Origin of the sequence: Azospirillum rugosum (genome assembly GCF_017876155.1) — a bacterium.
Taxonomy (GTDB): Bacteria; Pseudomonadota; Alphaproteobacteria; order Azospirillales; family Azospirillaceae; genus Azospirillum; species Azospirillum rugosum.
Genome location: NZ_JAGINP010000011.1, coordinates 1 through 26,098, shown reverse-complemented (window position 1 = coordinate 26,098; position 26,098 = coordinate 1). Strand labels below are relative to the sequence as shown.

At 70.1% G+C, this 26,098-nt stretch carries 23 protein-coding genes; 17 read left to right on the top strand and 6 right to left on the bottom strand.

The annotated features are described in order from the left end of the window. Nucleotides 1-49 precede the first annotated feature (49 nt). The gene (locus J2851_RS15935) at nt 50-1,813 is read left to right on the top strand and encodes a methyl-accepting chemotaxis protein (protein ID WP_209767369.1); all 1,764 of its coding nucleotides are present in this window, start codon (nt 50-52) and stop codon (nt 1,811-1,813) included. 237 nt (nt 1,814-2,050) lie between these two features. Here the strand turns inward: J2851_RS15935 and J2851_RS15930 are convergent, their stop codons facing one another. The 3 genes from J2851_RS15930 to J2851_RS15920 all read right to left on the bottom strand — a co-directional run bounded on the left by J2851_RS15930 (nt 2,051) and on the right by J2851_RS15920 (nt 3,984). Then, a complete protein-coding gene (locus J2851_RS15930) occupies nt 2,051-2,377 on the bottom strand; it encodes a hypothetical protein (RefSeq protein WP_209767368.1) in 327 nt (108 codons plus the stop codon). Between the two features lie 151 nt (nt 2,378-2,528). After that, a complete protein-coding gene (locus J2851_RS15925) occupies nt 2,529-2,858 on the bottom strand; it encodes a hypothetical protein (protein WP_246500703.1) in 330 nt (109 codons plus the stop codon). Nucleotides 2,859-3,027: 169 nt separating this feature from the next. Further along, entirely contained in the window at nt 3,028-3,984 is a 957-nt protein-coding gene (locus J2851_RS15920; RefSeq protein ID WP_209767366.1) for an alpha/beta fold hydrolase, read from the bottom strand. Between the two features lie 361 nt (nt 3,985-4,345). Between J2851_RS15920 and J2851_RS15915 the strand changes: the two genes are divergently transcribed. Then, nucleotides 4,346-4,855 (top strand): MarR family winged helix-turn-helix transcriptional regulator, encoded by a 510-nt coding sequence (locus J2851_RS15915; RefSeq protein WP_209767546.1) that lies wholly within the window; start codon nt 4,346-4,348, stop codon nt 4,853-4,855. 31 nt (nt 4,856-4,886) lie between these two features. Next, the gene (locus tag J2851_RS15910) at nt 4,887-6,056 is read left to right on the top strand and encodes a DUF2336 domain-containing protein (RefSeq protein ID WP_209767365.1); all 1,170 of its coding nucleotides are present in this window, start codon (nt 4,887-4,889) and stop codon (nt 6,054-6,056) included. Nucleotides 6,057-6,190: 134 nt separating this feature from the next. Here J2851_RS15910 and J2851_RS15905 read toward each other — a convergent pair whose 3' ends face one another. Further along, a complete protein-coding gene (locus J2851_RS15905) occupies nt 6,191-7,663 on the bottom strand; it encodes a mechanosensitive ion channel family protein (RefSeq protein WP_246500702.1) in 1,473 nt (490 codons plus the stop codon). Nucleotides 7,664-7,932: 269 nt separating this feature from the next. Between J2851_RS15905 and J2851_RS15900 the strand changes: the two genes are divergently transcribed. The 5 genes from J2851_RS15900 to J2851_RS15880 all read left to right on the top strand — a co-directional run bounded on the left by J2851_RS15900 (nt 7,933) and on the right by J2851_RS15880 (nt 12,037). Next, nucleotides 7,933-8,412, top strand: a complete 480-nt coding sequence (locus J2851_RS15900; RefSeq protein WP_209767364.1) for a DUF4399 domain-containing protein — start codon at nt 7,933-7,935, stop codon at nt 8,410-8,412. A gap of 31 nt (nt 8,413-8,443) precedes the next feature. Next, nucleotides 8,444-9,040 carry a DUF4399 domain-containing protein gene (locus tag J2851_RS15895; protein WP_209767363.1) on the top strand — a complete coding sequence of 199 codons (597 nt, stop codon included), beginning with the start codon at nt 8,444-8,446 and terminating at the stop codon, nt 9,038-9,040. Nucleotides 9,041-9,077: 37 nt separating this feature from the next. Continuing rightward, entirely contained in the window at nt 9,078-10,661 is a 1,584-nt protein-coding gene (locus tag J2851_RS15890) for a DUF4384 domain-containing protein (RefSeq protein ID WP_209767362.1), read from the top strand. 108 nt (nt 10,662-10,769) lie between these two features. After that, nucleotides 10,770-11,684, top strand: a complete 915-nt coding sequence (locus J2851_RS15885; protein ID WP_209767361.1) for an OmpA family protein — start codon at nt 10,770-10,772, stop codon at nt 11,682-11,684. A gap of 20 nt (nt 11,685-11,704) precedes the next feature. Continuing rightward, nucleotides 11,705-12,037, top strand: coding sequence for a hypothetical protein (locus J2851_RS15880; protein ID WP_209767360.1), 333 nt, complete (start codon nt 11,705-11,707; stop codon nt 12,035-12,037). A gap of 159 nt (nt 12,038-12,196) precedes the next feature. Here J2851_RS15880 and J2851_RS15875 read toward each other — a convergent pair whose 3' ends face one another. Next, nucleotides 12,197-12,424 carry a DUF1150 family protein gene (locus J2851_RS15875; protein ID WP_209767359.1) on the bottom strand — a complete coding sequence of 76 codons (228 nt, stop codon included), beginning with the start codon at nt 12,422-12,424 and terminating at the stop codon, nt 12,197-12,199. A gap of 353 nt (nt 12,425-12,777) precedes the next feature. Between J2851_RS15875 and J2851_RS15870 the strand changes: the two genes are divergently transcribed. From J2851_RS15870 to J2851_RS15860, 3 genes are all read left to right on the top strand, one after another. Continuing rightward, nucleotides 12,778-13,929 (top strand): DUF4384 domain-containing protein, encoded by a 1,152-nt coding sequence (locus tag J2851_RS15870; protein ID WP_209767358.1) that lies wholly within the window; start codon nt 12,778-12,780, stop codon nt 13,927-13,929. A 79-nt stretch (nt 13,930-14,008) separates the two neighbouring features. Continuing rightward, nucleotides 14,009-15,793, top strand: a complete 1,785-nt coding sequence (locus J2851_RS15865; protein WP_209767357.1) for an adenylate/guanylate cyclase domain-containing protein — start codon at nt 14,009-14,011, stop codon at nt 15,791-15,793. A gap of 204 nt (nt 15,794-15,997) precedes the next feature. After that, nucleotides 15,998-18,868 (top strand): SUMF1/EgtB/PvdO family nonheme iron enzyme, encoded by a 2,871-nt coding sequence (locus tag J2851_RS15860; protein ID WP_209767356.1) that lies wholly within the window; start codon nt 15,998-16,000, stop codon nt 18,866-18,868. Between the two features lie 156 nt (nt 18,869-19,024). Here the strand turns inward: J2851_RS15860 and J2851_RS15855 are convergent, their stop codons facing one another. Then, on the bottom strand, nt 19,025-19,735 hold the full coding sequence (locus J2851_RS15855; RefSeq protein WP_209767355.1) for a Crp/Fnr family transcriptional regulator: 711 nt from the start codon (nt 19,733-19,735) through the stop codon (nt 19,025-19,027). A gap of 204 nt (nt 19,736-19,939) precedes the next feature. Here J2851_RS15855 and J2851_RS15850 point away from each other — a divergent pair, with 204 nt between their 5' ends. From J2851_RS15850 to J2851_RS15825, 6 genes are all read left to right on the top strand, one after another. Beyond that, a complete protein-coding gene (locus J2851_RS15850; protein ID WP_209767354.1) occupies nt 19,940-20,584 on the top strand; it encodes an ATP-dependent Clp protease proteolytic subunit in 645 nt (214 codons plus the stop codon). Nucleotides 20,585-20,706: 122 nt separating this feature from the next. Then, a complete protein-coding gene (locus J2851_RS15845) occupies nt 20,707-22,341 on the top strand; it encodes an acyl-CoA synthetase (protein ID WP_209767353.1) in 1,635 nt (544 codons plus the stop codon). A gap of 77 nt (nt 22,342-22,418) precedes the next feature. After that, nucleotides 22,419-23,615 carry an acyl-CoA dehydrogenase family protein gene (locus J2851_RS15840; RefSeq protein WP_209767352.1) on the top strand — a complete coding sequence of 399 codons (1,197 nt, stop codon included), beginning with the start codon at nt 22,419-22,421 and terminating at the stop codon, nt 23,613-23,615. Nucleotide 23,616: 1 nt separating this feature from the next. Then, a complete protein-coding gene (locus J2851_RS15835) occupies nt 23,617-24,675 on the top strand; it encodes a phosphotransferase family protein (protein WP_209767351.1) in 1,059 nt (352 codons plus the stop codon). Then, the gene (locus tag J2851_RS15830) at nt 24,675-25,079 is read left to right on the top strand and encodes a DUF6285 domain-containing protein (protein ID WP_209767350.1); all 405 of its coding nucleotides are present in this window, start codon (nt 24,675-24,677) and stop codon (nt 25,077-25,079) included. Before J2851_RS15835 ends, J2851_RS15830 begins: the two co-directional genes overlap by 1 nt. Beyond that, nucleotides 25,076-25,789 carry a histidine phosphatase family protein gene (locus J2851_RS15825; protein ID WP_307420748.1) on the top strand — a complete coding sequence of 238 codons (714 nt, stop codon included), beginning with the start codon at nt 25,076-25,078 and terminating at the stop codon, nt 25,787-25,789. Before J2851_RS15830 ends, J2851_RS15825 begins: the two co-directional genes overlap by 4 nt. Nucleotides 25,790-26,098 lie beyond the last annotated feature (309 nt).

The following is a 26,098-nucleotide window of genomic DNA, read 5'->3' as shown; positions in this document are numbered from 1 at the left end:
GCACGCTATGCTTCCATAGGCGTACGTATGGTCCCCGGAGAGGCGAAGCGTGTTCAAGAATCTCAGCATCCGTGTGAAGGTCGGCCTGATCCTGGGCGTCTGCTTGATCGGGCTGGCGCTGATCGTGGCCAACGCGCTGGTCACCATGCGCGCCCAGATGTTCGCCGACCGCGAGCAGCGGGTGCGCAGCGTGGTGGAGGTCGCCCACGACCTCGTCGCCCATGAGGCGGCGGAGGCCAAGGCTGGCCGCCTGACCGAGGAGCAGGCGCGGAAGGCGGCGCTGGCCGCCGTGACGGCGCTGCACCACAACGGGGCCGAGTATTTCTTCGTCCTCGACCCCAAGGGCATCATGCTCGCCCACGGGGCGGACGCGAGCCTCGTCGGCAAGGATCTGACCGGCGCCAAGGACCCCAACGGCGTTGCCTTCATCAACGCCATGCTGGCGGCGGCGCGGGCGAACGCGGAGGGCGGCTTCGCCTCCTACGCCTGGCCGAAACCCGGCGAGAACCCGAAGCTCTCCTTCCCCAAGATCAGCTTCGTGAAGACCTACGCCCCCTGGGGCTGGGTCATCGCGTCCGGCCTCTACGTGGACGACGTGGACCGGGAGTTCGCGCGGGCCGCCTGGGCGCTCGGCGGGATCAGCGCGCTGATCATGCTGGCGGGAATCGCCACGGCGCTGCTGATCGTTCGCGCGGTGGTGCGGCCGATCCCGCGCGTGCAGGCGGTGATCGCCGCGGCCTCCGCCGGCGACCTGTCACGCACCGCCGAGGTGGACGGCAAGGACGAGATCGCGACGATGGCGCATGACTTCAACGGGCTGATCGGCACGCTCCGCGACAGCATCGCCCGCGTCGGCGAGGCGAGCGCGTCGGTGTCCTCCGCCTCGGTCGAGCTGACCGCCTCGGCCGGCGACATGAGCCGCAACGCCGAACGCATGAACGAGAAGGCGGGCGGCATCGCCCAGGCGGTGGAAGGCGTCGTCGGCGCGGTCAGCGACCTGTCCTCCATCGCCGAGCAGCTCGCCGCCAACGCCGAAGCGGTCGCCGCCGCCGCCGAGGAGATGGGCGCCAGCATCCGCGAAGTGGCGCGCCACGCCGCCGACAGCTCGCAGGTCGCGCACAGGGCCTTCTCCACCGCCCGTCAGGCCGGCGACGTGCTCGACCAGGCCGAGAACGCCATGACGCAGGCGGTGGAGACCATCCGCCAGCTCGACACCGCCAGCACGGAGATCGGGGAGGTCATCCGCGTCATCTCCGACATCGCGCAGCAGACCAACCTGCTGGCGCTCAACGCGACCATCGAGGCCGCGCGGGCGGGCGAGGCCGGCAAGGGGTTCGCCGTCGTGGCGAACGAGGTCAAGCACCTCGCCACCCAGTCCGCCCGCGCCGCCGAGGAGATCGAGCAGAAGATCACCACGACCCAGGAAAAGACGGAGCGCAGCGTCGCCTCCATCACCGAAGTCGCGACGATGATGGAGCGGGTGACGGAGTCCATCGCCTCCATCAACGAGGTCATCGGGGAGATCGACCGCATCGCCGCCTCCATCGCGCACGAGGTCGACCAGCAGAGCGCCACCACGGCGGAGATCGGCCGCAACGTCTCCCAGGTCGCCGATGCCGCCCGCGAGGTCGCGCGCGACACGGTGGAGACCTCCGACCAGGCGCATGTGGTGAAGGATGCGGTGGTCTTCCTGGCGCAGATCTCCAGCGAAACCGCCAGCGGTGCCACCGAGACCGCGGCGGCGGCCGGTGAGCTGGGGCGGCTGGCCAACGATCTGGACCAGATGGTGTCGCGCTTCCGGCTGCGGGCGTAATTCAAGGGGGGCTAAGCGCCGGGAGTTGGGCCCCCCTCCTAACCTCCCCCCATCTTCGACGGGGGGAGGGACTTGGCGCATTTGTGGCGGCAGTTCCCTCCCACGCGAAGTGGGGGCGCAGAGCCGACGGCCGAAGGCCGGATGAGCGCCGAAGGCGATCATAGGCGGAGCGCGGTCGCGAGACTTGCGAGCGACCGTGGTTAGGGTGGGGGCCCAGCGCAACCACTCCCCGCCAAATCAATGCAGAAGCCGCGCAGCCCCCGTTGCGCGCGGAACGGACTCCCCATCACCGAGCCGTTCGCGGAGCGCCGCCAGTTCCTCGGTCAGCTTGCGGTTGGCGTCGGTCAGCTGCTGGATGCGGGTTTCGGCGTTGCGCTGCTGGGCGTTCAGGGTGGCGACGGTTTCCGCAAGCTTGCGGATCTGCTGGGATTGCCGGGCCGTGCCATCGTTCAGGCTGCGCCGGATCGACCCGACGGCGGCCAGCACCACGACGCTGATGGTCACGCCGGCCAGAAGGGCGACGAAGGAGACCGCCGATAGCCAGCCGCTGGAAAGCCCGTCCATGGCCCCGATCCATACCTGCGGTGGACGAAGAGCCGAAGCATCCGCCGAATCGGCGGCATGGTCAAGATCCGCACCAGCACACCGCGCGGACACAAAAAAGGCCCGGCCTTGCGGCCGAGCCCATTTTTGTTCTTTGCAAGGCTGCCCTGCGTCAGGCGACCGTGTCGTCGACCGGACGGGCCGCCTTGGCGCGCAGGTCCTTCAGGTGGTCGCCGAAGGCGCGCAGCACCGGGAGAATGCGCTGCATCTGGTCGGACGTGACGTGCGCGTCCGTCTTCAGGACGATGGTCGGGGCCTCCGACATCAGGCGCTTGGCGCGCATCGGGCCGACCTTGTCGTCCATGAACATGGACAGGCCCATGAGGATGCCGAGCGTCACATCGTCGGGAGCCTTGGGCAGAGCGAGCACGTCGTGCAGCTCGTTGAGGAGAGTGTACGCGACGATGGAGGTGCGTTCGATGGTGTCAACGTCGGCAGCCATGGACATCGGTCAAAATCCTTGGGGCGCTGGGTGGTGCGTTCTGAGAGGAACGTTAGCCCTAGGATCGTAACCAAACTGTTAACCATCGCTCACCCGAGTCGCATCGAGTCGCTTTTTTCGATTCGCAATCGATGCACGCTCCATCGGCTAAGAATCCTGCCCGGCGCCTTCAGGACGCGGCGTTGGCGGGCTCCGCCGCCAGTTCCCGCTCCACACGCTCAAGGGCCGCAAGAACCGCCTCCGGCCGGGCGTGGTGGGACATGTGGCCGGTGCCGGCCAGCAGGTGCAGCGTGGACCCCGTGATGGCGTCGTGCAGCGGCACGGCGTGGGCGTGCGGATCGACGATGCGGTCCTCCAAGCCTGCGACGATCGCGGTGGGGCAGCGGATGTCCGGATAGCGGGGCGCCATGGCCGCCACGCCGGGGATCAGCGCCGCGGTGTGCGCCGCGGCAGCTTCCAGCTGCGTCGGGCGCAGCAGGAGGTCGGGCGGGATGCTGTCGTAGCTTTCCGGCACCGGGTTCGGCGCGAAGATGTGCCGGACCAGAGGCCCGATGATCAGGCGGTCCAGCGGCTGGAGCACCGTGCGGCTCATGGCCGGGCCGACCACGGGGATCGCCGGGCCCATGAAGGGGATGAAGTCGGCTCGCGGCGTCGGGTGGGTGAAGGCGGACAGGATCACCAGCCCGCCGACCTCGTCGGGGAAGTCCAGCGCCCAGGCCAGCGCCACGGCCCCGCCCAGCGAATGGCCGACGATGATCGGCTTCTCCAGCCCAAGCTTGCGGGCCGCGGCGTTCAGGATGGCCGCCTGCGCGGACGGGCTGGAGTGCAGGTGCGCCGGCTCGCTGTAGCCGTGGCCGGGCCGGTCGAAGCAGACGCAGCGCCGCTTCTCGGCCGCGCGGTCGAGGATGCTGAGCGCCCAGTCGTCGGCCAGGATGCCGTTGCCGTGCAGGAAGACGACCGGCCGGCCTGTCCGGGGGCCGCGGTCGAGGTAATGCAGCGTCACGCCGTCGGCGTTGACGAAGCGGCCGGTCGGCGGGTGCTGCCGCTCGGCGCGCGCCTTGCGCCGGGTGGTGTCCAGCCACAGGCCGGCCAGCAGGCCGGCGGCGAAGGCCAATCCGCTGCGCATCAGCCAGCCCTCCGGTCGGTGGGGACGGGGCGGCGGATCGTCGTCGGGGTCGGCGGCATCGCGGGGCTCCTCCGGGGTGGATGGCAGGCCCTCATGCAACAGAACGCAGGCTTGGGTGTTCCCTTGCGCAGCAGCCCCGACTTCCGGCCGCAGCTTTTCCTGCGGTGGTGGCCGGTGATGTCCCAACATTGTTTCGACAAATTAAACTAAAATCTTATCATTCTATGTGATCTGGGGAGATACGGTTTTCCCCGGTTCAAAAGCCGATGATACGCAAAGCATAATCGATGAATGCCCATCAAAGAGCGGGAGAATCGCCATGAACGCCGCCGCCAAGCACGTTTCGCACGCGCCGAACCGTATGGCTGACGAGCGCGAGCCTGAACGGATCGGTTCCACCCGTGGCGCCGTGCCTGCCGTCTACACCGACCTCGGCCGCATCATCGAAAGCATGACGCGCCGGTTCCTGGATGTCCTGCGCATGGAGCTGGCGCGCATCGGCATCGACGACCTCAGCCCCGGCCAGGCCCTGATGCTGATCAACATCGGGGGCGAGGAGCTGTCGGTCCGCGACCTGCTGGAGCGCGGCTACTACCTGGGATCCAACGCCTCCTACAACCTGAAGCATCTGGTGGAGGCCGGCTATGTCGACCGCACCGCCTCCCAGCGCGACCGCCGCACGGCGCGCCTGCGCCTGTCCGACCGCGGCCTGAAGCTCTGCGAAGCCCTGCGCAACCTGGAGGCCATGCGGGCCGAGGGGCTGGTGCGGTCCGACGAGGAGGCGGCGGAATTCGACACCACCTACCGCACGTTGCGTCGTTTGGAACGGGCATGGAGCGATCTGATCCGCTACGATACGCCGGACTTCTGATCCCCGAGCGTTCGCACGGAAGACATCGCGCATGGCACCGCGTTCCCTGACCCAGAAGGACGTCCAGCGGCTTCTGGCCGCGCCCGACGCCCAGGCGCGCATCGACACCATGACCAACCTGGTGCGCGACCTGGAGGCGGGGGACCTGGCGGAGAACGAGCGGACGCTGGCGCTGGAGATCCTCCAGCGCTTCGCCGCCGACGCGGTGACCGCGGTGCGCGAGGCCGTGGCCTGGCAGATCCACAACTCCCGCCTGCTGACCGAGGATCTGGCCGCCCGGCTCGCGCGCGACGTGGACCGGGTGGCCTTTCCCATCCTGCGCCATGCGGAAAAGCTCAGCGAAGGCCTCCTGCTAGAGATCCTGACGGAGCGGCGGCCGGCCAAGGAGCTGGCCATCGCCGGCCGCAAGACGCTGACCCCGGCCGTGTCCGACGCGCTGGTGCGCAGCGGCAACGTCATCGTCATCACGCAGCTTCTGCGCAACCGCGGCGCCGTGATCGCAGAGCCCACCCTGCACGACGTGCTCGACCGCTTCGGGGCGGTCGCCACCGTCAACGAGGCGATGGCCGCCCGGCCGGATCTGTCGGCCGCCGTGCTGGAAAAGCTGATCCTCTTCGTGTCGGAGGAGATCCGAACCCGCCTGATCCGCTCCAACCGGCTGAACCCGCAGCTGATCGGCAAGCTGGTCCAGCGCGCGCGGGAGGCCGCGACGCTTCTTCTGTTAAAGCCGCTGACGACCGGCGAGGCGGACGTGGAGCTTCTGGCCCGGCACCTGCTGATCCGCGGCCGCCTGACGGCGCCGCTGCTGTTCCGCGCGCTCTGCGCGGGGGAGATCGCGCTGTTCAACGCCGGCATGGCGGTGCGCGCGCACCTGCCGCCGGAAAACGCCCGCCAGCTCGCCTGGGACGGAGGCCCGCACGCGCTGAAGGGGCTGTTCGCCAAGGCCGGCCTGTCCTTCACGCTGATGAAGCCCTTCCGCATCGTCATCGCGGTCGCCAAGGCGCTCCACTACCAGGGCGGCGACGAGGGCCGCGAGCGCTTCCAGACGGAGGCGATCGCGACGCTGTTCGACGGCTGCGGCAACAGCGACGACCGCGAGGTCGACGACCTGCTGCTCCAGCTCTTCGACCAGACCTCTGCCGAGGTGATCGAACGCGCGATGGAACAGGCGGGACTGCCATTTTCGCCGTTGGGGGAGTGAGGATAGGCGCCGGGAGTTGGGCCCCCCTCCCAACCTCCCCCCATCTTCGACGGGGGGAGGGGCTTAGTTCCCTCCCCCGCGAAGTGGGGGAGGGTTAGGGTGGGGGCCCAGTGCATCCACTCACCCCCATCCCCTCACAACTTGAAGAACGTCTTCAGCCGCGCCAGCAAATCGTGGTCCGCTACCGCGGGGGCTGCGGCGGCGGAGGGATTGGCGGAGGCGCGGCGGTGGGCGTCGTTGCGGCGCTGGCGCAGGCCCATCAGGTCGGCCAGCCGCGACGCCAGCTCCGGGCGGCGGCGCAGGATGGGGTCGAGGATCTCCTTGTCCAGCTCGTAGACCATGGCGTCGGTGTTGGCGATCACCGACGCGCTGCGCGGCTGGCCGGTCAGCAGCGACATCTCCCCGAACACGTCGCCCGGCCCCATGTGGTCGAGCAGGATCGTCCGCCCGCCGAAGTTGCCGCGCACGTCCAGCGCGCCCTCCGCCACCAGGAACAGCGACGTGCCGGTCTCGTCCTGACGGACCACGGCGTCGCCCGCCGCGACGTGACGCAGGTGCATGCCGGCCGCCAGCTCGGCCAGCTCGTCCTCGCGGAAGGCGGCGAACAGGTCGACGTGGGACAGAAGCTCGCGCCCCAGCCCCTCCGGTGTGGTGGGGATCGTCGCGCGGTGGGTGCGCGCCGCCTCCTGCTTGGGGTAGGAGGGCTCCAGCCCGGCGCGGGACAGCTGCTCCAGGATGGCCGTGGCCACCGCGTCGCGGCTGGCAGCCAGCCGGGCATAGTCCTTGACCCAGAAGCGGACGTTGTAGGCGACCCCGTTCAGGGTGACCGATTCGACGATCACGTCCGGCCGAGGCTCCGGCGGGATCAGGTCGCAGCAGACCACCGCGGACAGCAGGATGCGCTTGGCCCGCGGCACCGGGATGTCGGCGTCCAGCGTGATCGACACGCTGGTGCGGAATCCGCTGCCGGGCTGGCTGTAGTTGATCAGGCGGCTGCCCGCGGCCAGCCCGTTCGGCACGGTCAGCGTGGTGCCGTCCAGCGCGACCAGCCGCGTGGCGCGCCAGTTGATCTCGTCCACTCGGCCGACGATTCCCGGCGGAAGCTCGATCCAGTCGCCGATCCGGTAGGGATGCTCGATGTTCAGCGCGATGCCGGAGAAGATGTCGGCGATCATGTTGCGCAGCGCGAAGCCCAGGACCGCGATCAGCACGCCGGAGGTGGCGAGCAGCCCGGTCACCGGCTGGCCCAGCACATAGGCCAGGATGCCCAGCACCGCGATCCCGTAGATCAGCGCGCGCAGCAGGTCGGTCGCCAGCCGCGGCATCGGCGTTGCCCGCGCGTTGCGCGCCACCACAAGGTCGATGATGCGCGACCCCAGCCACGCCGCGCCTAGCCAGGCCGCGACGGCCAGCAGCATGGACAGCGCGTCGGCCACCATGACGCCGACCACGGGCGCCACGTGCCCGGCCAGCCAGGGCCGCTGCGCCGTCGCCACGGTCGCCCCCACCGTCAGCAGCGCCGGGACGAGCAGCAGGCGCAGGCTCGGCCGGGACGGCGCCCCCGCGGGACCGATGGGAAGGGGGGCGAGGCGGGACGAGTCGGGCATGGCGCGTTGGTTCCGTTGGGCATGCCAAGGGGAGTGCCGGGGCTCCGTCCGCCCCCTTGCGACCTTCGCACCGGTGGCGGTGCCGTCAAGCTCGCAAAGGAATAGGGTGTTCGCGCCGACTTCTGCCCACAAAATGGGATGAAGAAGCGGCCGCGTCGATACCAAATATTCGGCGGGCCGGGGGTGAAAGGATGAGGGTCGAAAAACCCCGATCACTGCGCCGCGACAGGGCATAAGATTGGCGGTACATAAGCAAAAGGGGGGAGTCGATGACCCGTGTCGCCATGGTGATGGCGGCCGCGCTGCTCCTGTTGCCGGGCGCCGCGCTGGCCCAAGACCAAAATCCGCAGAACCAGACCGCCCAAAACCAGACGGGTCAGGATACGAAGCTGAGGGCGAAGGCGCCGGACGGCGCGCGCGCCTACATCATGTGGCCCAACAACGGCGCCGTGATTTCCGGCGGCAAGCTGTGGGTGCGCATGGGCCTCCAGAACATGGGCGTGGCGCCGGCGGGGATCCGCAAGGACGACACGGGCCATCACCACCTGCTGGTCGACACCGATCTCGCCACCTACGACGAACCCATCCCCAACAACAAGCAGTCGCTGCATTTCGGCGGCGGCCAGACGGAGGTGCGTCTGGAGCTTCCGCCGGGCAAGCACACGCTGCAAATGGTGCTGGGCGACGCCGACCACGTCCCGTTCGACCCGCCCGTCATGTCGCAGAAGATCACGATCACGGTGCCCTGAACCCCAAGCTGCGCGCCGAAGGGAGGATGTCATGACGCACACCGCCGCCAAGCTGCCTGCTCTGATCGGCACTGTCGCGATTGGACTGCTGCTGGCCGCCGGCCCCGCGGCGGCGCAGTCGTCGCCGGAGGCCGACCCGCTGAACAGGCCGCTGGCCGACACCAAGAACACGCCGCAGCCCGCCAGCCCGGGGCACGAGCACGAAAGCACCCCGACCACCCCCGACGCCGCCAAGGCCGGGCGGACCAAGGCGCCCAAGGACGCCTACGTCTACATCGGCTGGCCCAACAACGGCGAGGTGGTGCAGGGCCGCTTCAAGGTCTGGTTCGGGCTGCGCAACTTCGGTGTGGCGCCGGCCGGCGTCCGGAAGGACAACACCGGGCACCACCATCTGCTGGTCGACGTCGACCTGCCGCCGATGGACGAGCCGATCCCCAACGACAAGAACCACATCCATTTCGGCAAGGGGCAGACGGAAACCTACGTGGAGCTGCCACCCGGCAAGCACACGCTTCAGCTTCTGATGGGCGATTCGGAGCACATCCCGCACGACCCGCCGGTCATGTCGAAGAAGATCACCATCACCGTGCGTGCGGGCGGGGACAACACCCGCGTCTCGGCCCGCTGATGGCTGCGTGACGATTGCTGTCCAGGGAGGCGACCATATGGCGTTCGTTTGGCGGTTCGTGCCTTTGAAACCTTCAGCGGCGGCCTCCCTCCTGCTGCTGGCTTTCTTGCCGCTGGGGGCCTGCGTCACGTCGGGGGAGCAGGCCACCGTCGTGCAGAAGCCGAAGACGCCGGCCGTGCGCACCGTGTCCAACTTCAGCGAGGCCCTGCGCTGCATGGACACCCTGCTGTGGGACCACGGCAAGCGCGACATCTTCATCACCTCCAACGGCATTCCCGACGCCACGGGCAAGGTGGCCGGCGGCACGAAGGAGATGCTGATCACCGCCGTGTCGCGCATGTCGGAGCGGTCCAACGCCTTCCGCTTCGTGGATTTCGAACCGACGCTGGACGACGTCAACGCGCTCTACTGGATGATCGGCGTGCAGCCGAACTTCCGCGCACCCTCCTACTACATCCGCGGCGCCATCACGCAGCTGGACGACAACGTGGTCAGCGAGGCGGCGAGCGCCGGCATCTCGCTGCCCAGCGTCGACCTGGGCGTTTCCGCGGACCAGGTGATGTCGGTCATTTCCGTCGACCTGAACATCGGCGAGCTGGCGACCCGCCAGATCATCCCCGGCCTGTCGTCCAGCAACTCGCTCGCCGTCATCTCGTCGGGCAAGGGGGCGGACGCCGGGGCGGTGATCGGCAAGGCCGGCTTGTCCTTCAACGTCTCGCTCAACAAGTCCGAAGGGCTGCACCAGGCGGTGCGCACGCTGGTCGAACTCAGCGCCATCGAGGCGCTCGGCAAGATGACCCGCGTGCCCTATTGGCAGTGCCTGGGCATCGACCAGACGAACCCGGCCTTCGCCGGCCAGGCGCGGGACTGGTTCGAGGGCATGGCGCCGACGCAGCGCGTCGCCTACGTGCAGCGCGTGCTCGCCGCCGGCGGCTATTACGAGGGGCCGGACAACGGCCAACTGGACGAGCGCACGCGCGACGCCATCGGCCGCTATCAGGCCGAGCACGACCTGATCGCCACGGGGCGCGTCGATTTCGACCTCTACCAGCGCATGCTGGCCGAGCCGGCCGGGCAGAAGGGCACGGGCGCGCCGCGCCTGCAATCGGTGTCGAACGCGGGCGGCGAGGGGCTGCCGCGCGCCACCCCCAGCCCCAGCGCGGCCGGGGCGCCGGACCTGACGCTCGGCTCCGACCGCGGGCCGCAGCCGCGCTACCGCGTGGGCGAGGCGCTGGTCGTGCGCGTGCAGCCGACGGCCAACGGCTTCGTCTACTGCTATTACCAGGACGCCAGCGGCGCCGTCGCCCGCATCTTCCCCAACCGCTTCCAGCCGGACAGCTTCCTCCAGTCGAACCAGCAGGTGGAGGTGCCGCCGGGCGCGCAAAAGCCCTTCAACCTGCGCATGGACCGGCCCGGCGCCGACGAGACCATCGCCTGCGTGGTCTCGCCCGACGAGATCGGGACGCGCATCCCCGACCGCTTCAAGACGGCCGACCTGCAACCGATTCCCGGCGCGACGCTGGCCGACGTGCTCGCCTCCTACAGCAGCATCCAGGGCACCAGCGTGCGCACCCGGCAGATGAAGGTGCAGGTTCTGCCCGCGGTCGCGGCGATGAAGTGACGTCCGGAAACGCGCTCCGACTGTTGGCCGGCTCACAGCGCGGGGCCGGCCATCGGGCGTACACAGGCAGGCAAGACACCTCACTCGCCGTTTCATGGGAGGCCACCGATGCCGCGTCCGATTTCGAAACTCAGCTTCCGTCTCCTGGGCCGCGTGGCGCTGCCGGTTCTGGTCGTCGCCTGCGCCGGGCCGGCGCTGGCCCAGACCGTGGAGGGCACGGGCAGCAACAAGGTCATGATGTTCGACCGCCCGCCCACCGTCGACGAGTTGCGCGAGGCGGTGAAGCCCGGCGCACCGGTCGACGGGCAGGAACAGCCCCAGGGGCAATCAAAGATCCGTACCCGCAGCATCGAGATCGTCGGCAGCGGCATCAACAACGCCCAGCGCCCGCGCCAGACCGAATCCGCCGCCTACGGCTCGCCGTCCACCTACCAGCAGCCGGTGCAGCAGGCGCCGATGCAACAGGCGCCCATGCAGCAAATGCAGCAGGCCCCGATGCAGCAGCCGGCCATGGCGCAGCCGGAGCCCGCGCCCCAGCCGAAACCGAAGCGTCCGGCCGTTCAGGAAGCCGCGGCCCCGCCGACGGCCCCGGTGCCCGCGACGCCGCGCCCCGCGCAGCGCCAGCAGACCGCGGTCCAGCCCGCCACCCTGTCGACCCAGGAGGAGGCGACGGCCAAGCAGGAGCAGCCGACCAGCGGCTTCGGCTTCCGCATCAACTTCGCCTTCAACTCGGCCGACGTCCCGAAGGAGTTCTATTCCTACGTCGACGCGGTCGGCGGGCTGATGAACCAGGACCCGAGCCTGCGCCTCGTCATCGAGGGGCACACCGACGCGATCGGCGGCGACCAGTACAACCTGGGCCTGTCGGAGCGCCGCGCCGTGTCGGTGGGCGAGTATCTGGTGCGCGTCCACCATGTGGAGCCGCAGCGGCTGGCCATCGCCGGCATGGGCAAGACCCAGCCACTCACCCCCGACCCGACCGACAGCCGCAACCGGCGCGTCGAGTTCCGGCCGGTCCAGTAAGCCGGGCAGGGGAGGCCATCATGGTCCGCATTCTCCTGCTCCTCCTCGCCGTGGCGGCGGTCCCCGTGTTTTCGGGGGCCGCCGACGCCACGGTGGTGCGCAAGAACGGCCAAAGCGTCGGCCCGGAGTCCGGCGGCATAGAGATCGGCGTCGCCCGTGGCCGGGTCCGCGTCCAATGCTGGCAGGACGGCGAGAAGATCATCGACGAGGCCGACCTGAACGTCCTGTCCCTCAGCGTCGCCAGCCAGATCAACGCCCTGCGTTTCCGCCGCGCGGGCGAGCCCGAACGGACCCTGTCCATCGTCAGCCAGAACCGCACGTCCTGTATGTTGAGCCCGAGGGAAAAGGAATAGGTCGCTTCGCGGCGATGACACGAGTGGTCGCGCCGGGCCCCCCTCCCAACCTCCCCCCATCTTCGACGGGGGGAGGAGCGATTCCCTCCGCCGTCGAAGATGGGGGAGGGTCAGGGTGGGGGCCCGGCGCGACCACTTTTCTCGAAATTTACGACCCCCTCAATGCACGCTGACGAGGCTCATCCCGTGGTCCTTCAGCGTGGCGACGGCCGTTTCGCGGTCGGTGTCCAGCCACAGGCAGGTGCCGTCGGCGGCGTGCACGGCGTAGGCGGTGCGGCCTTCGAGCAGGACGGTCCGCGTGTAGGCCACGTCCGTGATGCCGTAGCGGGCGAAGCTGCTGTCCGTGGCGGCAAAGGCGACGTGCGGGGCGACGTGCGGGGCGGTCATGGCGGGCTCCTCGAAACGCTCGGGAATGGTCGGTCTGGGCGGCAGTGTAGGCTGCCGAATTCCGTCCCGCTGTGATGGCCGCCACAGCGGCGCGACAAAAGGATCGGAGGTCCCGCGTCCCGATGTGGCGCGGCTCACAGCCTCTTCGGGGGGAGGAGGGCTAGGGTTCGGAGCGCGAACGCTCGCGGCAACCTCGCCGCCGGGCCCAATTCGGAGGATTCGACATGTCCATCCGGGACCGTTGCCACACCCAATTCCGGCGGGAATCGCCGGCCGGGCATTCCCCCTTCGTTGCCTGGACAGGGGTCCGGGAAACGCCAATGATTTCCCGTTCCCCGCCTATGGAGGCGAACATGTCCAGAGCATTGGGCGCGGTGCTGGCCGCGACCGTCGCGAGCCTCGCGATCACGCCCCCGGCCGCCGCCGCGGAGGCGGTGGTGGTCGCCTCGACCGCCCCCGGCTACGCGCAGGGGCAGCTGGTGGCCGACGGCACGCCGGTGACCGTGCCGGACGGGGCGAACGCGCTGTTCCTGTTCGCCAACGGGCGCATGGTGCGCATCAAGGGCCCGTTTGAAGGCGCCCTCGACAAGATGCCGGAGGCGTCGAGCTGGAACGGCGTCGGCACGCTGGTCGGCGGCGAACGCTTCTTCCAGACCGACCTCGGCGCCGCCCGCGCGCTCAACAGCCCGATGCAGAAGGGGGCGGAGCAGGTCTTCGCCGTCGATCCGGGCGTGGCCGGCACGCAGTGCGTGAAGGCCGGCGGCACGGTCATGGTGCAGAAGCCCCGCGACCCGGCGCTGGTCCCGGCGACCCTGCGCGACATCGCGCGCGGCACCTCGGCCACCGTCCGCTGGGACAAGGCGAACGCCGTACCCTGGCCCAAGGACCTTACCCTGAAGGACGGGCAGGAGCTGTCGGTGGCCGGCCCGGACGGCAAGCCGCGCCACACGCTGCGCCTGCGCGTGGTGGAGAGCGACGGAGAGGGGGCGGCGCTGGCCGTCCGGCTCGCCGGTGCGGGCTGCGCCGCGCAGGCCGCCGCCCTGCTGAGCCCGGTGCGGGACGGCATGGCGCCCCTGAACCTGTACCTGTCGACCGACCGCGGGCTCTACCCCACCTACCGGTCCGGGGAGCCGGTCAAGCTGGTGCTGCAGACCAACCGCGACGCCCACGTCTACTGCTACCTGCGCAACACGCGCGGGCAGCTGACGCCCATCTTCCCGTCCGGGCCGTCGGCGCCGTCGCTGGTGGAAGGGCACCAGACGCTGTCGCTGCCCGGCGACCGCATGCCGATGCCGCTGCGCGCGGGCGACAGCGGGGGCGGCAAGCCCGGCGATCAGGAGGTGCGCTGCTTCGCGGCTGGACGCGATCTCGGCAACGACCTGCCGGGCCGCCGCGACGCTTTCCGCCCCCTCACCGACGAGGCCGCGGTGAGGCTGGAGCAGACGCTGAATTCGCTGAAGCAGACCGATCTGGTGATGGCCCAGGTCATTCTGCGCGTCGAGTGAGGGCGCCGCCTTGGGAAAGGCGGGGCCAGCCCCGTTGTTGCCCCCGTGGTTGCTCCCGTGGCTCTTCGGGGCGGCGGCGGTGGTCGGGGTCTCCGCGGCGGCGCTGGGGCTGACCCGGCTCCTGCCGCCGCTGCGCTCGGCCGACGAGAGCTTCCGCGACCTGACCATCGCCTACTTCACGCCGCCGGCGCCGCAGCATCCGGGCGTGGTGCTGATCACGCTGGGCGAGGATCTGTTCTCCACCCTGGCCTGCCGCTCGCCGGTGGACCGCGGGTTCCTCGCCGACCTCGTCGGCAACCTGGAGAAGGCGGGGGTGCGGGCCATCGGGCTCGACATCCTGTTCGACCAGCCGACCGTCCCGGCGCTGGACGACCGGCTGCGCCGGCGCATCCGCGACGCGTCGGTGCCGGTGGTCGGCATCACGGCGCTCGGCGACACGCCCCTGACGGAGGAGCAGCGGCGATACCTCGGCCGCTTCCTCGACGGCATCCCGAACGGCCACGCCAACCTCGCCAAGGACCGGCTGGACGGCACGGTGCGCTGGCACGTCCCGCGCGCGCCGGACGGCACGCCGAGCTTCCCGGCCCGGCTGGCGATGGTCGCCGGCGCCGCGATCCCGGCGGAGCCCTTCCGCGTCGACTGGCTCGCCGGGCCGGCGCCGGGCGCGGCGCCCTTCCCGGTCTACCCGGCGGACACCGTGCCGATGCTGCCGCGCGCGTGGCTGGCCGGGCGCATCGCCGTGGTCGGCACCGTCCTGGTCGGGGTGGACCAGCACCGCACCCCGCTGGCCGTCGCCGGCCTGTCCACGCCGGGGGTGGAGATCCAGGCCCATGTGCTGGCGCAGCTTCTGGATGGCCGGACGAGCCGCAGCCTGCCGCTGCGCTGGGAAGCGGCGCTGGTCGTGGCGCTCGCCGCCGCGGGCGTGGGGCTGGCGGTGGCCGGGCTGCCCATGTGGCTGCTCGTCTCGGCCAGCCTGCTGATCCTGGTCGCGCTGTGGGCGGCGGGGATCGCGCTGTTCGCCCACGGCGGCCCCCTGGTGGCCTTCATGGCGCCGTCGGGGGCATGGCTGGGCGGCATTGCGGTGATGACCGCGCACCAGTCGCTGAAGGAGCGGGCCGACCGCCACAGCCTGATGCAGCTGTTCGCCAACCACGTCTCGCAGCCCGTCGCCGACGAGATCTGGCGGGAGCGCGCGACCTTCCTGGCCGGCGGCCGCCCGCGCCCGCAGGAGCTGACCGCCACCGTCCTGTTCTCCGACATCGAGGGCTTCACCACCGTCTGCGAGGCGCTGGAGCCGGAGCCGCTGATCCGCTGGCTGGAAGGCTATCTCGACGCCATGGTCCGCATCGCCGCGGCGCATGACGGGATCGTGCTGCGCTTCATCGGCGACGCGATCCTGGCCGTCTTCGGCGCGCCGGTCGCCCGCACGACGCAGGCGGAGATCGACGCGGATGCCGAGCGCGCGGTGCGCTGCGCGCTCCAGATGGGGCGGGAACTGCGCGCGCTGAACCAGCAGTGGCAGGCGGAGGGGCTGCCCCCCATCGGCATCCGCATCGGCATCCACACCGGACCACTGGTCGCCGGGAGCCTGGGCGGGCTGCGGCACATGGAATATTCGCTGCTGGGCGACACGGCCAACACCGCGGCGCGGCTGGAGGCGTTGGGCAAGACGGTCGCCCGGCGCAGTTCCACCCACAGCCGCATCGTCATCGGGGAGACGACCTGGGCGGCGGTGGACGGCAAGGTTCCGGGGCTCCCCGTCGGGGAAATGGCGCTGAAGGGCAAGCGCAAGGCGGTGCGCACCTGGCTCATCCTGGACGACGAGGATCCGCAGGCCGTTCAGCCCGCCAAGGCGGGGGAATAAGGCCAGCCCGCGAAGGCGGGAAAATTAGGAAAGTCCTGGTGGTGGCGATCGCAAGACGCGGTAGTCCTTTGGTGCATGGCCCACGCCCGTTTTCGGGATTAGGCTGAATGATCGCTTGGAGCGAACGATCCGAAAGATTATTCTGCCCTCTTCAGCAACAATAAATCCCGTGGATTGCGGCTGTCCCAGCAAGGAGCCGGCGCGATGACGAACGGACCAATGGCGCAACGCTGGCCGGGCCTGTTCTGGTGGATGGCGCGCACCTGCCTGGGCGTTCTCGTGTTGGTCGGCGCGTCGTTATGCGCGGTGGGCGACGGCTGGGCGCAAAAGGTCGCGACTCCACCGGCGACGTCGTCCGGTTCGCCGGAAAAGCGCATCGCGCTGGTCGTCGGCATCGGCAAGTACGAATACGCCCCCGAACTCCAGAACCCCCGCAACGACGCCAAGGCGATCGGCGACGCGCTGCGCAAGCTGCAATTCGATGTGGACGAGCGGTTCGACCTGGACGGCCGGACCTTTGAGCGCGCGCTGCGCGATTTCGGCATCCGCGCGTCGCAGGCGGACGTGGCGGTGATCTTCTACGCCGGCCACGGCATCCAGGTCGGCGGCAACAACTACATCGTCCCGTCCGATGCCCGGCTGGAGCGCGAGCGCGACCTCGTCTACGAGGCGATGCCGCTGAACCTGATGATGGGCGAGCTGTCGCAGGCCCGCAAGCTGGGCATCCTGATGCTCGACGCCTGCCGCAACAACCCCTTCGTCGACCGGCTGAAGCAGGCCGGGCAGAACCGCATCCAGGTCAACTACGGCTTCGCCCGCATCGACGACACGCCCAGCGACACGCTGGTCGCCATGGCCACCCGCGCCGACCAGCTGGCCGAAGACGGGCAGGGCGACCACAGCCCCTACTCGGCGGCGCTGCTCCAGCATCTGGAGACGCCGGGGCTGGAGCTGAGCCTGTTCTTCCGCAACGTGCGCGACACGGTGCGCCAGTCCACCAACGGCCGGCAGGAGCCCTACATCTTCGGGTCGCTCGGCGCCACGCCCTTCTACTTCAACCCGCGCCCGCCGAACCGGCCGCCGGTGCTGGGCGAGCTGAAGGCGCTGGAGGTGACCGACCGGGCCGACGCCGAGCCGCTGCGCATCGGCCGCCCGACCGATCCGGACGACGACCAGTTGTTCGCCCAGGTGTCCGGCCTGCCGCGCGGCGGCAGCGTGCGCATCGGCGACCGCGTCGTGCTGATCGGCGATTACCTGACCGTGGAGCAGCTGGCCGCCACCAGCTTCAAGCCGGACGCGACCGTCGTCGGCGACGCCGGTAGCTTCGACTTCACCGTGATGGACGGGCGCGGCGGGATCGTGCGCGGCGGCGTGCGCATGGCCATCAAGCCCAGCAACCGGGCGCCCGTGGTGATGGCGGAACGGACGTTGCGCGCCATCCCGAACCCGCTGAACATCGAGCCGCCCGTGGATCCGGACGGCGACGCCCTGACCATCACCGTCACCGCCGTGCCGGAGCGCGGCAAGGTCAAGGACGGCGCCACCCTGATCCGCCCCAGCGACCGGCTGGCCCCGGAGACGCTGAACCGCCTGACCTTTGATCCGGAGGAGGCGGCGCCCGGCCCCGCGGGCGCCTTCGCCTATCTGGTCGAGGACGGCAAGGGCGGCCGCGCCACCGGGACGGTCAAGCTGGACATCGGCGCGTCGGGCACCGCCCCGCAGCCGGCGGCGCTGGAGGAGTCCATCTGGCAGATGGTCAAGAACAGCAACGACCCGGCCGACTTCGAAGCCTTCCTGCGCCTGTTCGCCAACGGGTCCTACGCCGGGCTGGCGCGGCAGAAGCTCGGCGCGCTGAACACCGTGGCGAAGAAGAGCGAGCTGCCCGTGGCCGGCACGGAGGTCGCCATGGCGGCACCCGCAAAGCCGGAGGGAAAGCCCGAGAGCAAGCCTGATAGCAAGCCCGAGGCCGCGAAGCCCGAACAGCCGAAGCTGGAACCGGTGGAGGAGGGCACCTACGTCACCGTGGCCGACGCCAATCTGCGCTCCAGCCCGGCCAACAACGCCACCCGCCTCGCCAACCTGCCGCGCAACACGACGCTGCGCGTGATGGGCCGCGTGCCAGGGGCCAACTGGTATCACGTGACCCTGGGCGACGGGTCGCAGGGCTACGTCTTCGCACCGCTGGTCCACATGACGCCCCCGGCGGACCGCACGGAGGCCGCCCCGCCCCCGCCACCGGAAAAACCGCAGCCCGAGAAGCAGCAGGCCGCGGCGCCGCCACCTGCGGAGGAACAGCAGGTCGCCGTGGCAGGAGCGCCATCGGCCCCAGGCAGCGGGGCGGTGCGCAACCACAGCAAGTCCAACAGCTTCCAGGACTGCCCGGAATGCCCGGTGATGGTGCGCATCCAGCCCGGCAGCTTCTCCATGGGCAGCGACCAGGGCGACCGGTCCGAGAAGCCGGTGCGCAAGGTGACCATCGCCAAGCCCTTCGCGCTCGGCGCCTACGAGGTCACGGTGGCGGAATTCCGCGCCTGCGTGGACGGCGGCGGCTGCCCCAACGGCATGCCGCGGATGACCAACCCCAACGACAACACGCCGATCCACAACATCTCCTGGCAGGAGGCGCAGGCCTACGCGAAGTGGCTGAGCCAGAAGACCGGCCAGCGCTACCGCCTGCCGACCGAGGCGGAGTGGGAATACGCCGCGCGCGGCGGCACCACCGGCCGCTATTGGTGGGGCAACGAGGCGGGCGTGCTCGCCAACTGCCAGGACTGCGGCGGCCCGCACGAGCGTCTGACCCCGGCGTCCGTCGGCAGCTACAAGCCAAACCCCTTCGGCCTGCACGACATGAACGGCAGCGTGGCGGAGTGGGTGGCGGACTGCTGGCACCCCGACTACAGCGGCGCCCCGTCCGACGGCAGCGCCTGGGTCACCGGCGACTGCCGCGAGCGCGTTCTGCGCGGCGGCTCCTGGCGCACCAGCAAGACCGACATCAGCGACACCGCCCGCCTGTTCTACGACGTGGACGTGCGGTACCTGAACAATGGGATGCGGGTGCTGCGGGAATTAAATTGACGGGCGATTGAGGGCGGTGAGTGGTTGCACTGGGCCCCCCTCCTAACCTCCCCCACTTCGCGGGGGGAGGGACTTGGCGCAGGTGCGGCGGAGTTCCCTCCCCCGTCGAAGATGGGGGAGGGTTAGGGTGGGGGCCCAATTCGACCACTCACCCAATCACCCATTCGCCTCCGCAATCTCCTCCAGCGCTTCGCGATCCAGCAGGGTAATCCGGCCGGATTCCATCGCGATGACACCGTTGCGCTGCCATTCGCCGAGCAGCTTGTTGATGCTCTCCCGCGACACGCCCACCAGGCAGCCCAGCTGCTGCTGCGACAGCTTGATGTCCAGCTTCAGCCCGTTCGGGGCCGGCTTGCCGAAGACCTCGGCCAAGCGCATCAGCGCACGGGCGAAGCGGGAGGCCGCCTCCAGGAACAGCGTGTCCTCCAGGTGCTCGCTGGTCTGGCGCAGGCGCTTGCACAGCACGGTGATCAGCTGGAGCGCCACCGCTGGGCGTTCGTTCAGCAGGGGGATGAACTTGGAGCGGTCGAGCACCAGCAGGTCGGTCTCCTCCAGCGCCACGGCGTCGGCCGTGCGCGGCTCGCCGTCCAGCAGGGCGATCTCGCCGAACAGGCCGCCCTTGTTGATGATGTTCAGCACCAGCTCCTTCCCGTCGGTGGAGTGGGAGCAAATCTTCACCCGCCCGCGGATGACCGCCATCATGCTGTCGCCGGGGTCGCCCTTCTGGAAGATGATCGCGCCGGGCCGGTAATAGGCGAGGCGGGCGCTGGCGGCCAGCCGCTGCAACTCCGGCTTTTCCAGATGCTTCAGGAGGAAGTGCCCGGCCAGCACGAGTTCCTTGTCGAACGCAATCCGAACCGCCGTCATTGTTTCCCCCACGCGCGGGTTGCAGCCCGTCCATACTACAAGCCTCCGCACGTCGTTCCGCGGCGCCAGAGGCGTTAACGCGCCAGCCCCCCGGCACCCCGATTGAACGGGGAAGCGCAAGGCGCGCCGGATGTGAGCGCCTGCACAGCGCGCCCCGCCGACTTTGCGTACCGTCCGGGCCAATCCCCGGATGGAGACCCTGCGATGCGCGCCCTGCTGACCGTCCTGCTTCTGGTGTTGGCGCTGCCTTGCGCGGCCGAGACGGCCAGCATCGCGCCGGTGCCAGCCCCGCCCGCGGACGGCGAGGCGGGCCTGTCGGGCTCACTGGCCGTGACCATGGACGGCGGGCGGGTGCGCGTGGCCCTGACCGGCGTCATCACGCAGGAGGTCGCCGCCGCTTTCATCGCCGCGTTGGACGCCGCCCCGGCCGGACGCGCCGTGCTGGTGGAGCTGGACAGCCCCGGCGGCTTCGTGAAGGCCGGCTACGCCATGATCGACGCGGTGCTGCGCCACCGCGCGGAGGGGCGGCGGGTCGACACGCTGGTGCGCGCCGGCGCGTCTTGCGAGAGCATGTGCGTCGGCGTCTTCATGGCCGGCGCCACCCGCGCGGCGGAGCCCGGCGCCTGGTTCATGGTGCACGCCCCGCGCGACGACCGCACCGGGACGATGACCCTGCGGACGACGCAGGGGATGATCAACCGCCTGCTCGGCCTCGGCGCCTCGGCTGCCTGGATGAAGGCGGTGGTGGAGCAGGGCGGCTTCTCCGGCCGGCTCGACTATGGCCTGCGGGCCGACGCGCTGGTCACGGCGCAGGCGAACGTCGTGACCACGCTGGTCGCGTCGCGCTGACAAAAGGTCATCCCCGTACCGTAACCAAAGGTGAAACTTGTCCCGCCCATAAGTTCGTGCCTACCATTGTTCGTTAGGCGTTCAGTTTGAGGCGCCCCAAAAAGCGATGGGAGGATACGCCCGTGGACGACAGCGCACCGTCCGCCGAACTCGCCAAGCGCCGGGCGAACTTCGTCCCGCTCACCCCGCTCGATTTCCTCCGCCGCTCCGCGATGGTCTATCCGGACAAGATGGCCGTGGTGTACGGCCCCCTGCGCCGCAGCTGGGCGGAGGTGGAGCGCCGAGCCAAGTCGCTCGCCTCGGCAATCGCCGGGGCCGGGGTGCGGCCGGGCGAGGTGGTCTCCGTCCTGGCCTTCAACACGCCCACGATGCTGGAGGCGCATTTCGGCGTGCCCGGCGCCGGGGCGGTGCTGAACGCCATCAACACCCGCCTCGACGCCCCGACCGTCGCCTTCATTCTGGAACATGCGGAGAGCCGCCTGCTGCTGGTCGACCGCGGCCTGTCCACCGTCGCCCGCGCCGCCCTGGAGAGGCTGGCGAACCCGCCCTGCGTGGTGTGGATCGACGACCCCCACGCGCAAGCCGTCGATCCGGTCGGCGACACGGAATACGAGGACTTCCTGGCCTCCGGCGACCCCGCCCAGCCCTGGCGCACGCCGGAGGACGAGTGGGAGTCGATCGCGCTGAACTACACCTCCGGCACCACGGGCAACCCGAAGGGCGTCGTCTATCACCACCGCGGCGCCCATCTGAACGCGCTCGGCAACGTGATCACCTTCGGGCTCCAGCCCGACAGCGTCTATCTGTGGACGCTGCCGATGTTCCATTGCAACGGCTGGACCTACCCCTGGGCGGTGACCGCCGTGGGCGCCACGCACGTCTGCCTACGCACCGTGGACCCGGCGGAGATCTTCCGCCTGATCGCGGAGGAGAAGGTCACCCACCTCTGCGGCGCGCCGGTGGTGCTGACCATGCTGATCCACGCGCCGGACGCGGTGAAGCGCCGTTTCGACCATGGCCCGGTGCAGGTCGCCACCGGCGGGGCCGCGCCGCCCAGCGCGGTGATCGCGGGCATGGAGCGCATGGGTTTCCGCCTGACCCACCTCTACGGCATGACGGAATGCTACGGCCCTTCCACCGGGTGCGCCTGGCAGGAGGAGTGGGCCGACCTGCCCCTGGAGGAGCGGGCGGTGAAGATGGCGCGCCAGGGCGTGCCGAACGTCACCATGTCGGAACAGACGGTGCTTGACCCCGACACCGGCCGCGAGGTGCCCGCCGACGGCGAGACGCTGGGCGAGCTGGCGCTTCGCGGCAACACGGTGATGAAGGGCTACCTGAAGAATGCGGGCGCGACCGAGGACGCTCTGCGCGACGGCTGGCTGCACACCGGCGACCTCGCCGTGCTGCACCCCGACCGCTATGTGGAGATCAAGGACCGCGCCAAGGACATCATCATCAGCGGCGGCGAGAACATCGCCTCCCTGGAGGTGGAGGAGGTGCTCTACAAGCATCCCCACGTCATGGAGGCCGCGGTCGTCGCCCGCCCCGACGCGAAATGGGGCGAGACCCCCTGCGCCTTCGTCACGCTGAAGCCCGGATCGGAGGGGCTGGTGACCGAGGCGGACATCGTCGCCTTCTGCCGCGACAACCTCGCCCACTACAAGATCCCGCGCACGGTGGTGTTCGGCGCCCTGCCAAAGACCTCCACGGGGAAAATCCAGAAATTCGTCCTGCGCGACCAGGCGAAGGGGTTGTGAGCGGGGTGCGGGAGCTGGGCCCAACTCCCGCACTGAAAGGACGAACAACAACAACGTTTCCGAGAGGACCGAGACCGATGGACTTCTCCCTGCCGCCGCCCGTCGACGACTTCCGCCGCCGCGTGCGCGCCTTCGTCGAGCAGCGCATCCTGCCGCTGGAAGCCGATCCCGCCTCCTACGACGAGCATGAGAACATCGCACCGGCCGTGCTGGAGCGCGTGCGGGCCGAGGTGAAGGCCGCCGGCCTGTGGGCGCCGCAGATGCCCAGGGAACGCGGCGGGCAGGGGCTGGGCATCGTCGGCATGGCGGCCAGCTACGAGGAGATGAACCGCTCCATCTTCGGGCCGGTCTGCTTCAACTGCGCCGCCCCCGACGACGGCAACATGCAGCTGCTGAACAAGGTGGCGACCGACGCGCAGAAGGAGCGCTGGCTGCAGCCGATCATCGACGGGAAGGTGCGCAGCGCCTTCGCCATGACGGAGCCGCACCCCGGCGGCGGCTCCGACCCCTCCATGATGAAAACGAAGGCGGAGCGGAAGGGGGACCGCTGGGTGATTTCCGGCCACAAATGGTTCATCACCGGAGCGGGAGAGGCGCAGCACTTCATCCTGATGGCGCGCACCTCGGACGACAAGCGCAAGGGGCTGACCGCCTTCCTGTTCGACAAGGACCAGCCGGGTTGGGAGATCGTGCGCCGCATTCCGATCATGGGGCCGGAAGAGCACGGCGGCCATTGCGAGCTGCGCTTCCACGAGCTTGAGGTGTCGGACGAGAATGTCCTGATGAACGTCGGCGACGGGCTGAAGGCGACCCAGATCCGCCTCGGTCCCGCGCGGCTGACCCACTGCATGCGCTGGACCGGCCTGTCCAAGCGCGCCATGGAGATCGCGGCGGCCTATGTGCGGGAGCGGGAGAGCTTCGGCTCCACGCTGGCCGAGCATGAAGGCGTGCAGTGGATGCTGGGCGACGTCGCCATGCAGATCGAGATCGGCCGCCTGCTGATCATGAAGGCGGCGTGGCAGCTCGACCGCGGCAATTTCGGGCGGAAGGAGGTGTCGATGGCCAAGGTCCACGTCGCCGACACGCTGCACAAGGCGGTGGACACCGCCATCCAGCTGTGCGGCGCCAAGGGATATTCCAAGGACACGCCGCTCGAATGGATGTACCGCTACGCGCGGCAGGCCCGTCTGGTCGACGGCGCGTCGGAGGTCCACAAGATGGTCCTGTCGCGCTTCTACATGGACGAGGGCGACGGCTTCTGGAGCTGGGGCTGACATGGGTGCGCAAACGAGTGCGATGATCGACGACACCAGCCGGCCCCGCCTGGAAGCGTGGCTGGCCGAGGCCACCGGCGCCACGCGCGTGACGGTCGCCGACGAAGGGCGGCTCGGCGGCGGGGCCATCTCCCTCAACCTCGCGGTGACGCTGGACGTGGACGGCGGGCCTCAGTCCGGCCGGCACGCCTGCGTGCTGCGCGCGCAATCGGCGGCCGGAATCCAGGCCAGCATCTCCAAGGGCCAGGAGTTCGCCGTCCTGCGCGCCGCCTTCGACGCGGGGGTGGCGGCGCCGGAACCCATCGCCGCCTGCGCCGACCCGGCCGTGCTGGGCGCGGAGTTCTACGTGATGCGCCGCGCCACCGGCGTCGGGGCCGGCCACAAGGTGGTGAAGTCCGACCAGCCGCAGCGCGACCTGGCGCGGGAGCTTGGCCGGCAGCTCGGCCGGCTGCACCGGGCGGGGCCGGACACGCCGGGCCTGGGCGACCTGCCCGTGCCGAACCCGTGCCCGGCGCTCGACGCCGTCCACGCCTACAAGGCCTGGATGGGCGGCGTCGCCACGTGCGACCCGGTGCTGGCCTGGGGCCTGCGCTGGCTGGAGGTGAACGCTCCGCCACCGGGGGAGGTGGTGCTGTGCCACCGCGACTTCCGCACGGGCAACTATCTGGTCAAGGACGGCCAACTGACCGCGATCCTGGACTGGGAGTTCGCCGGCTTCAGCGACCCCATGGAGGATCTGGGCTGGTTCTGCGCCCGCTCCTGGCGGTTCGGCCGCAACGACCGCGAGGCGGGCGGCCTCGCCGACCGGGAAGACTTCTACGCCGGCTATGAGGAGACGTCCGGGCGCAAGGTCGATCACCAATCGGTCGCCTATTGGGAGGCGTCGGCCTACGTCCGCTGGGCGGCCATCGCCATCCTCCAGGGGCGCCGCCACACCTCGGGCGAGGAGCCCTCGCTGGAACTGGCGCTGACCGGCCGCATGCTGCCGGAGATCGAACTGGACCTGCTGCGCCACCTGAAGGCGATCGGAACCCTGACCACCGAAGCGGGAGTCGGTTGATGCGCACGAGCCCCGATGCCCGCGAACTGCTGGCCATCTCCCTGAAGACCTTCCGCGAGGAGCTGCTGCCGCACATCCCGCCGGCCCAGCGCTACACCGCCCTGATGATCGCCAACGCGCTGGGCATCGTGGAGCGCGAGATGGCCGGCCTGGACGAGGCCGGCCACACCATGCTGGGCGCGCTCGCCCTGCTGTACGGCGAGGACGCGGACGACAGCCTGTCTGGCGACGACCTGCGCGAGCGGGTGCACGGCCTGCAGCACCGGCTGTGCATCGAGATCGCCGCCGGCGACTTCGACCACGGCGGTCAGGACACGGTGGGCCAGGACACGCTGATGGAGTGCCTGGAGGAGATCGTCCACGCCCGCCTGGGCATCTCCAACCCGAAGGCGCTGAATCCGTGAGCTTCACGCCGCTTGAGGGCACGCTCCGCCGCCGCCGCGTCTACCTGATGCGCCACGGCAAGGTCGCCTATTTCGACGGGTCCGGCCAACCGGTGAACCCGAAGCTCGCCGGCCTGACGGAGGAGGGGCGGGCGCAGGCCCGCGCGGCGGGAGAGGCGCTGGGGGCGGTGCCGCTCGACCGCGTGCTGTGCTCCGGCCTGCCGCGCACGCGCCAGACGGCGGAGCTGGCGGTGGAGGGGCGGGGCTTGGTCGTGGAGGACGCGCCGGGTTTCCTGGAGATCCGCGCCGGTCGCTTCCGCCTGATCCCCCGCGAGGAGCGCGAGGCCGCCTATGTCTACGGCTTCGAGGCGGCGACCGCGCCGGGCGCTCGTTTCGCCGGCGGGGATGCCTTCGCGGAGGTGCAGGCCCGTGTCGTCGCGGCCCTGGAGGCTCTGCTGGCCGAGCCCGGCTGGACGCGCCTGCTGCTGGTCGCCCACGACGGGGTGAACCGGCTGCTGCTGTCCTGGGCCTGCGGCGCGGGGCTGGGCGCGCTGGGCGCGTTCGAGCAGGACTTCGCGGCGCTGAACGTGCTGGACTTCGACGTGGAGGACGGGCGGGTGGTGCGCACGCTGATCCGCGCAACCAATGTCACGCCGTGGAGCCTCGTCAAGGCCGGTTGCCACGACACCAGCCTGGAGGAGGTTTTCCGGCCGCTGCTGGTGTTGGAGTGAGGTGTTTGTGGGGGAGTGGTTGCGCTGGGCCCCCCTCCCAACCTCCCCCCATCTTCGACGGGGGGAGGGGCTGGGTCGCGGAGTGGCGGCAGTCCCCTCCCTCGCCGAAGGTGGGGGAGGGTTAGTACTACAGCCGGGATCATCGGTCTCTGCGTCTGTTGAGTTGGCGTTCTGCGGAAAGGATGCCGAGCATGACGACGGTTGCCGAGGCGAAGGGCTGGGAGGTCGCTCTGGATGCGCTGATGGGACGGCTTGGGTCGCGGTTCTGCCGGGTTGAGGCGCGGCAACGGGCGCGGTCCTATGTTGCCG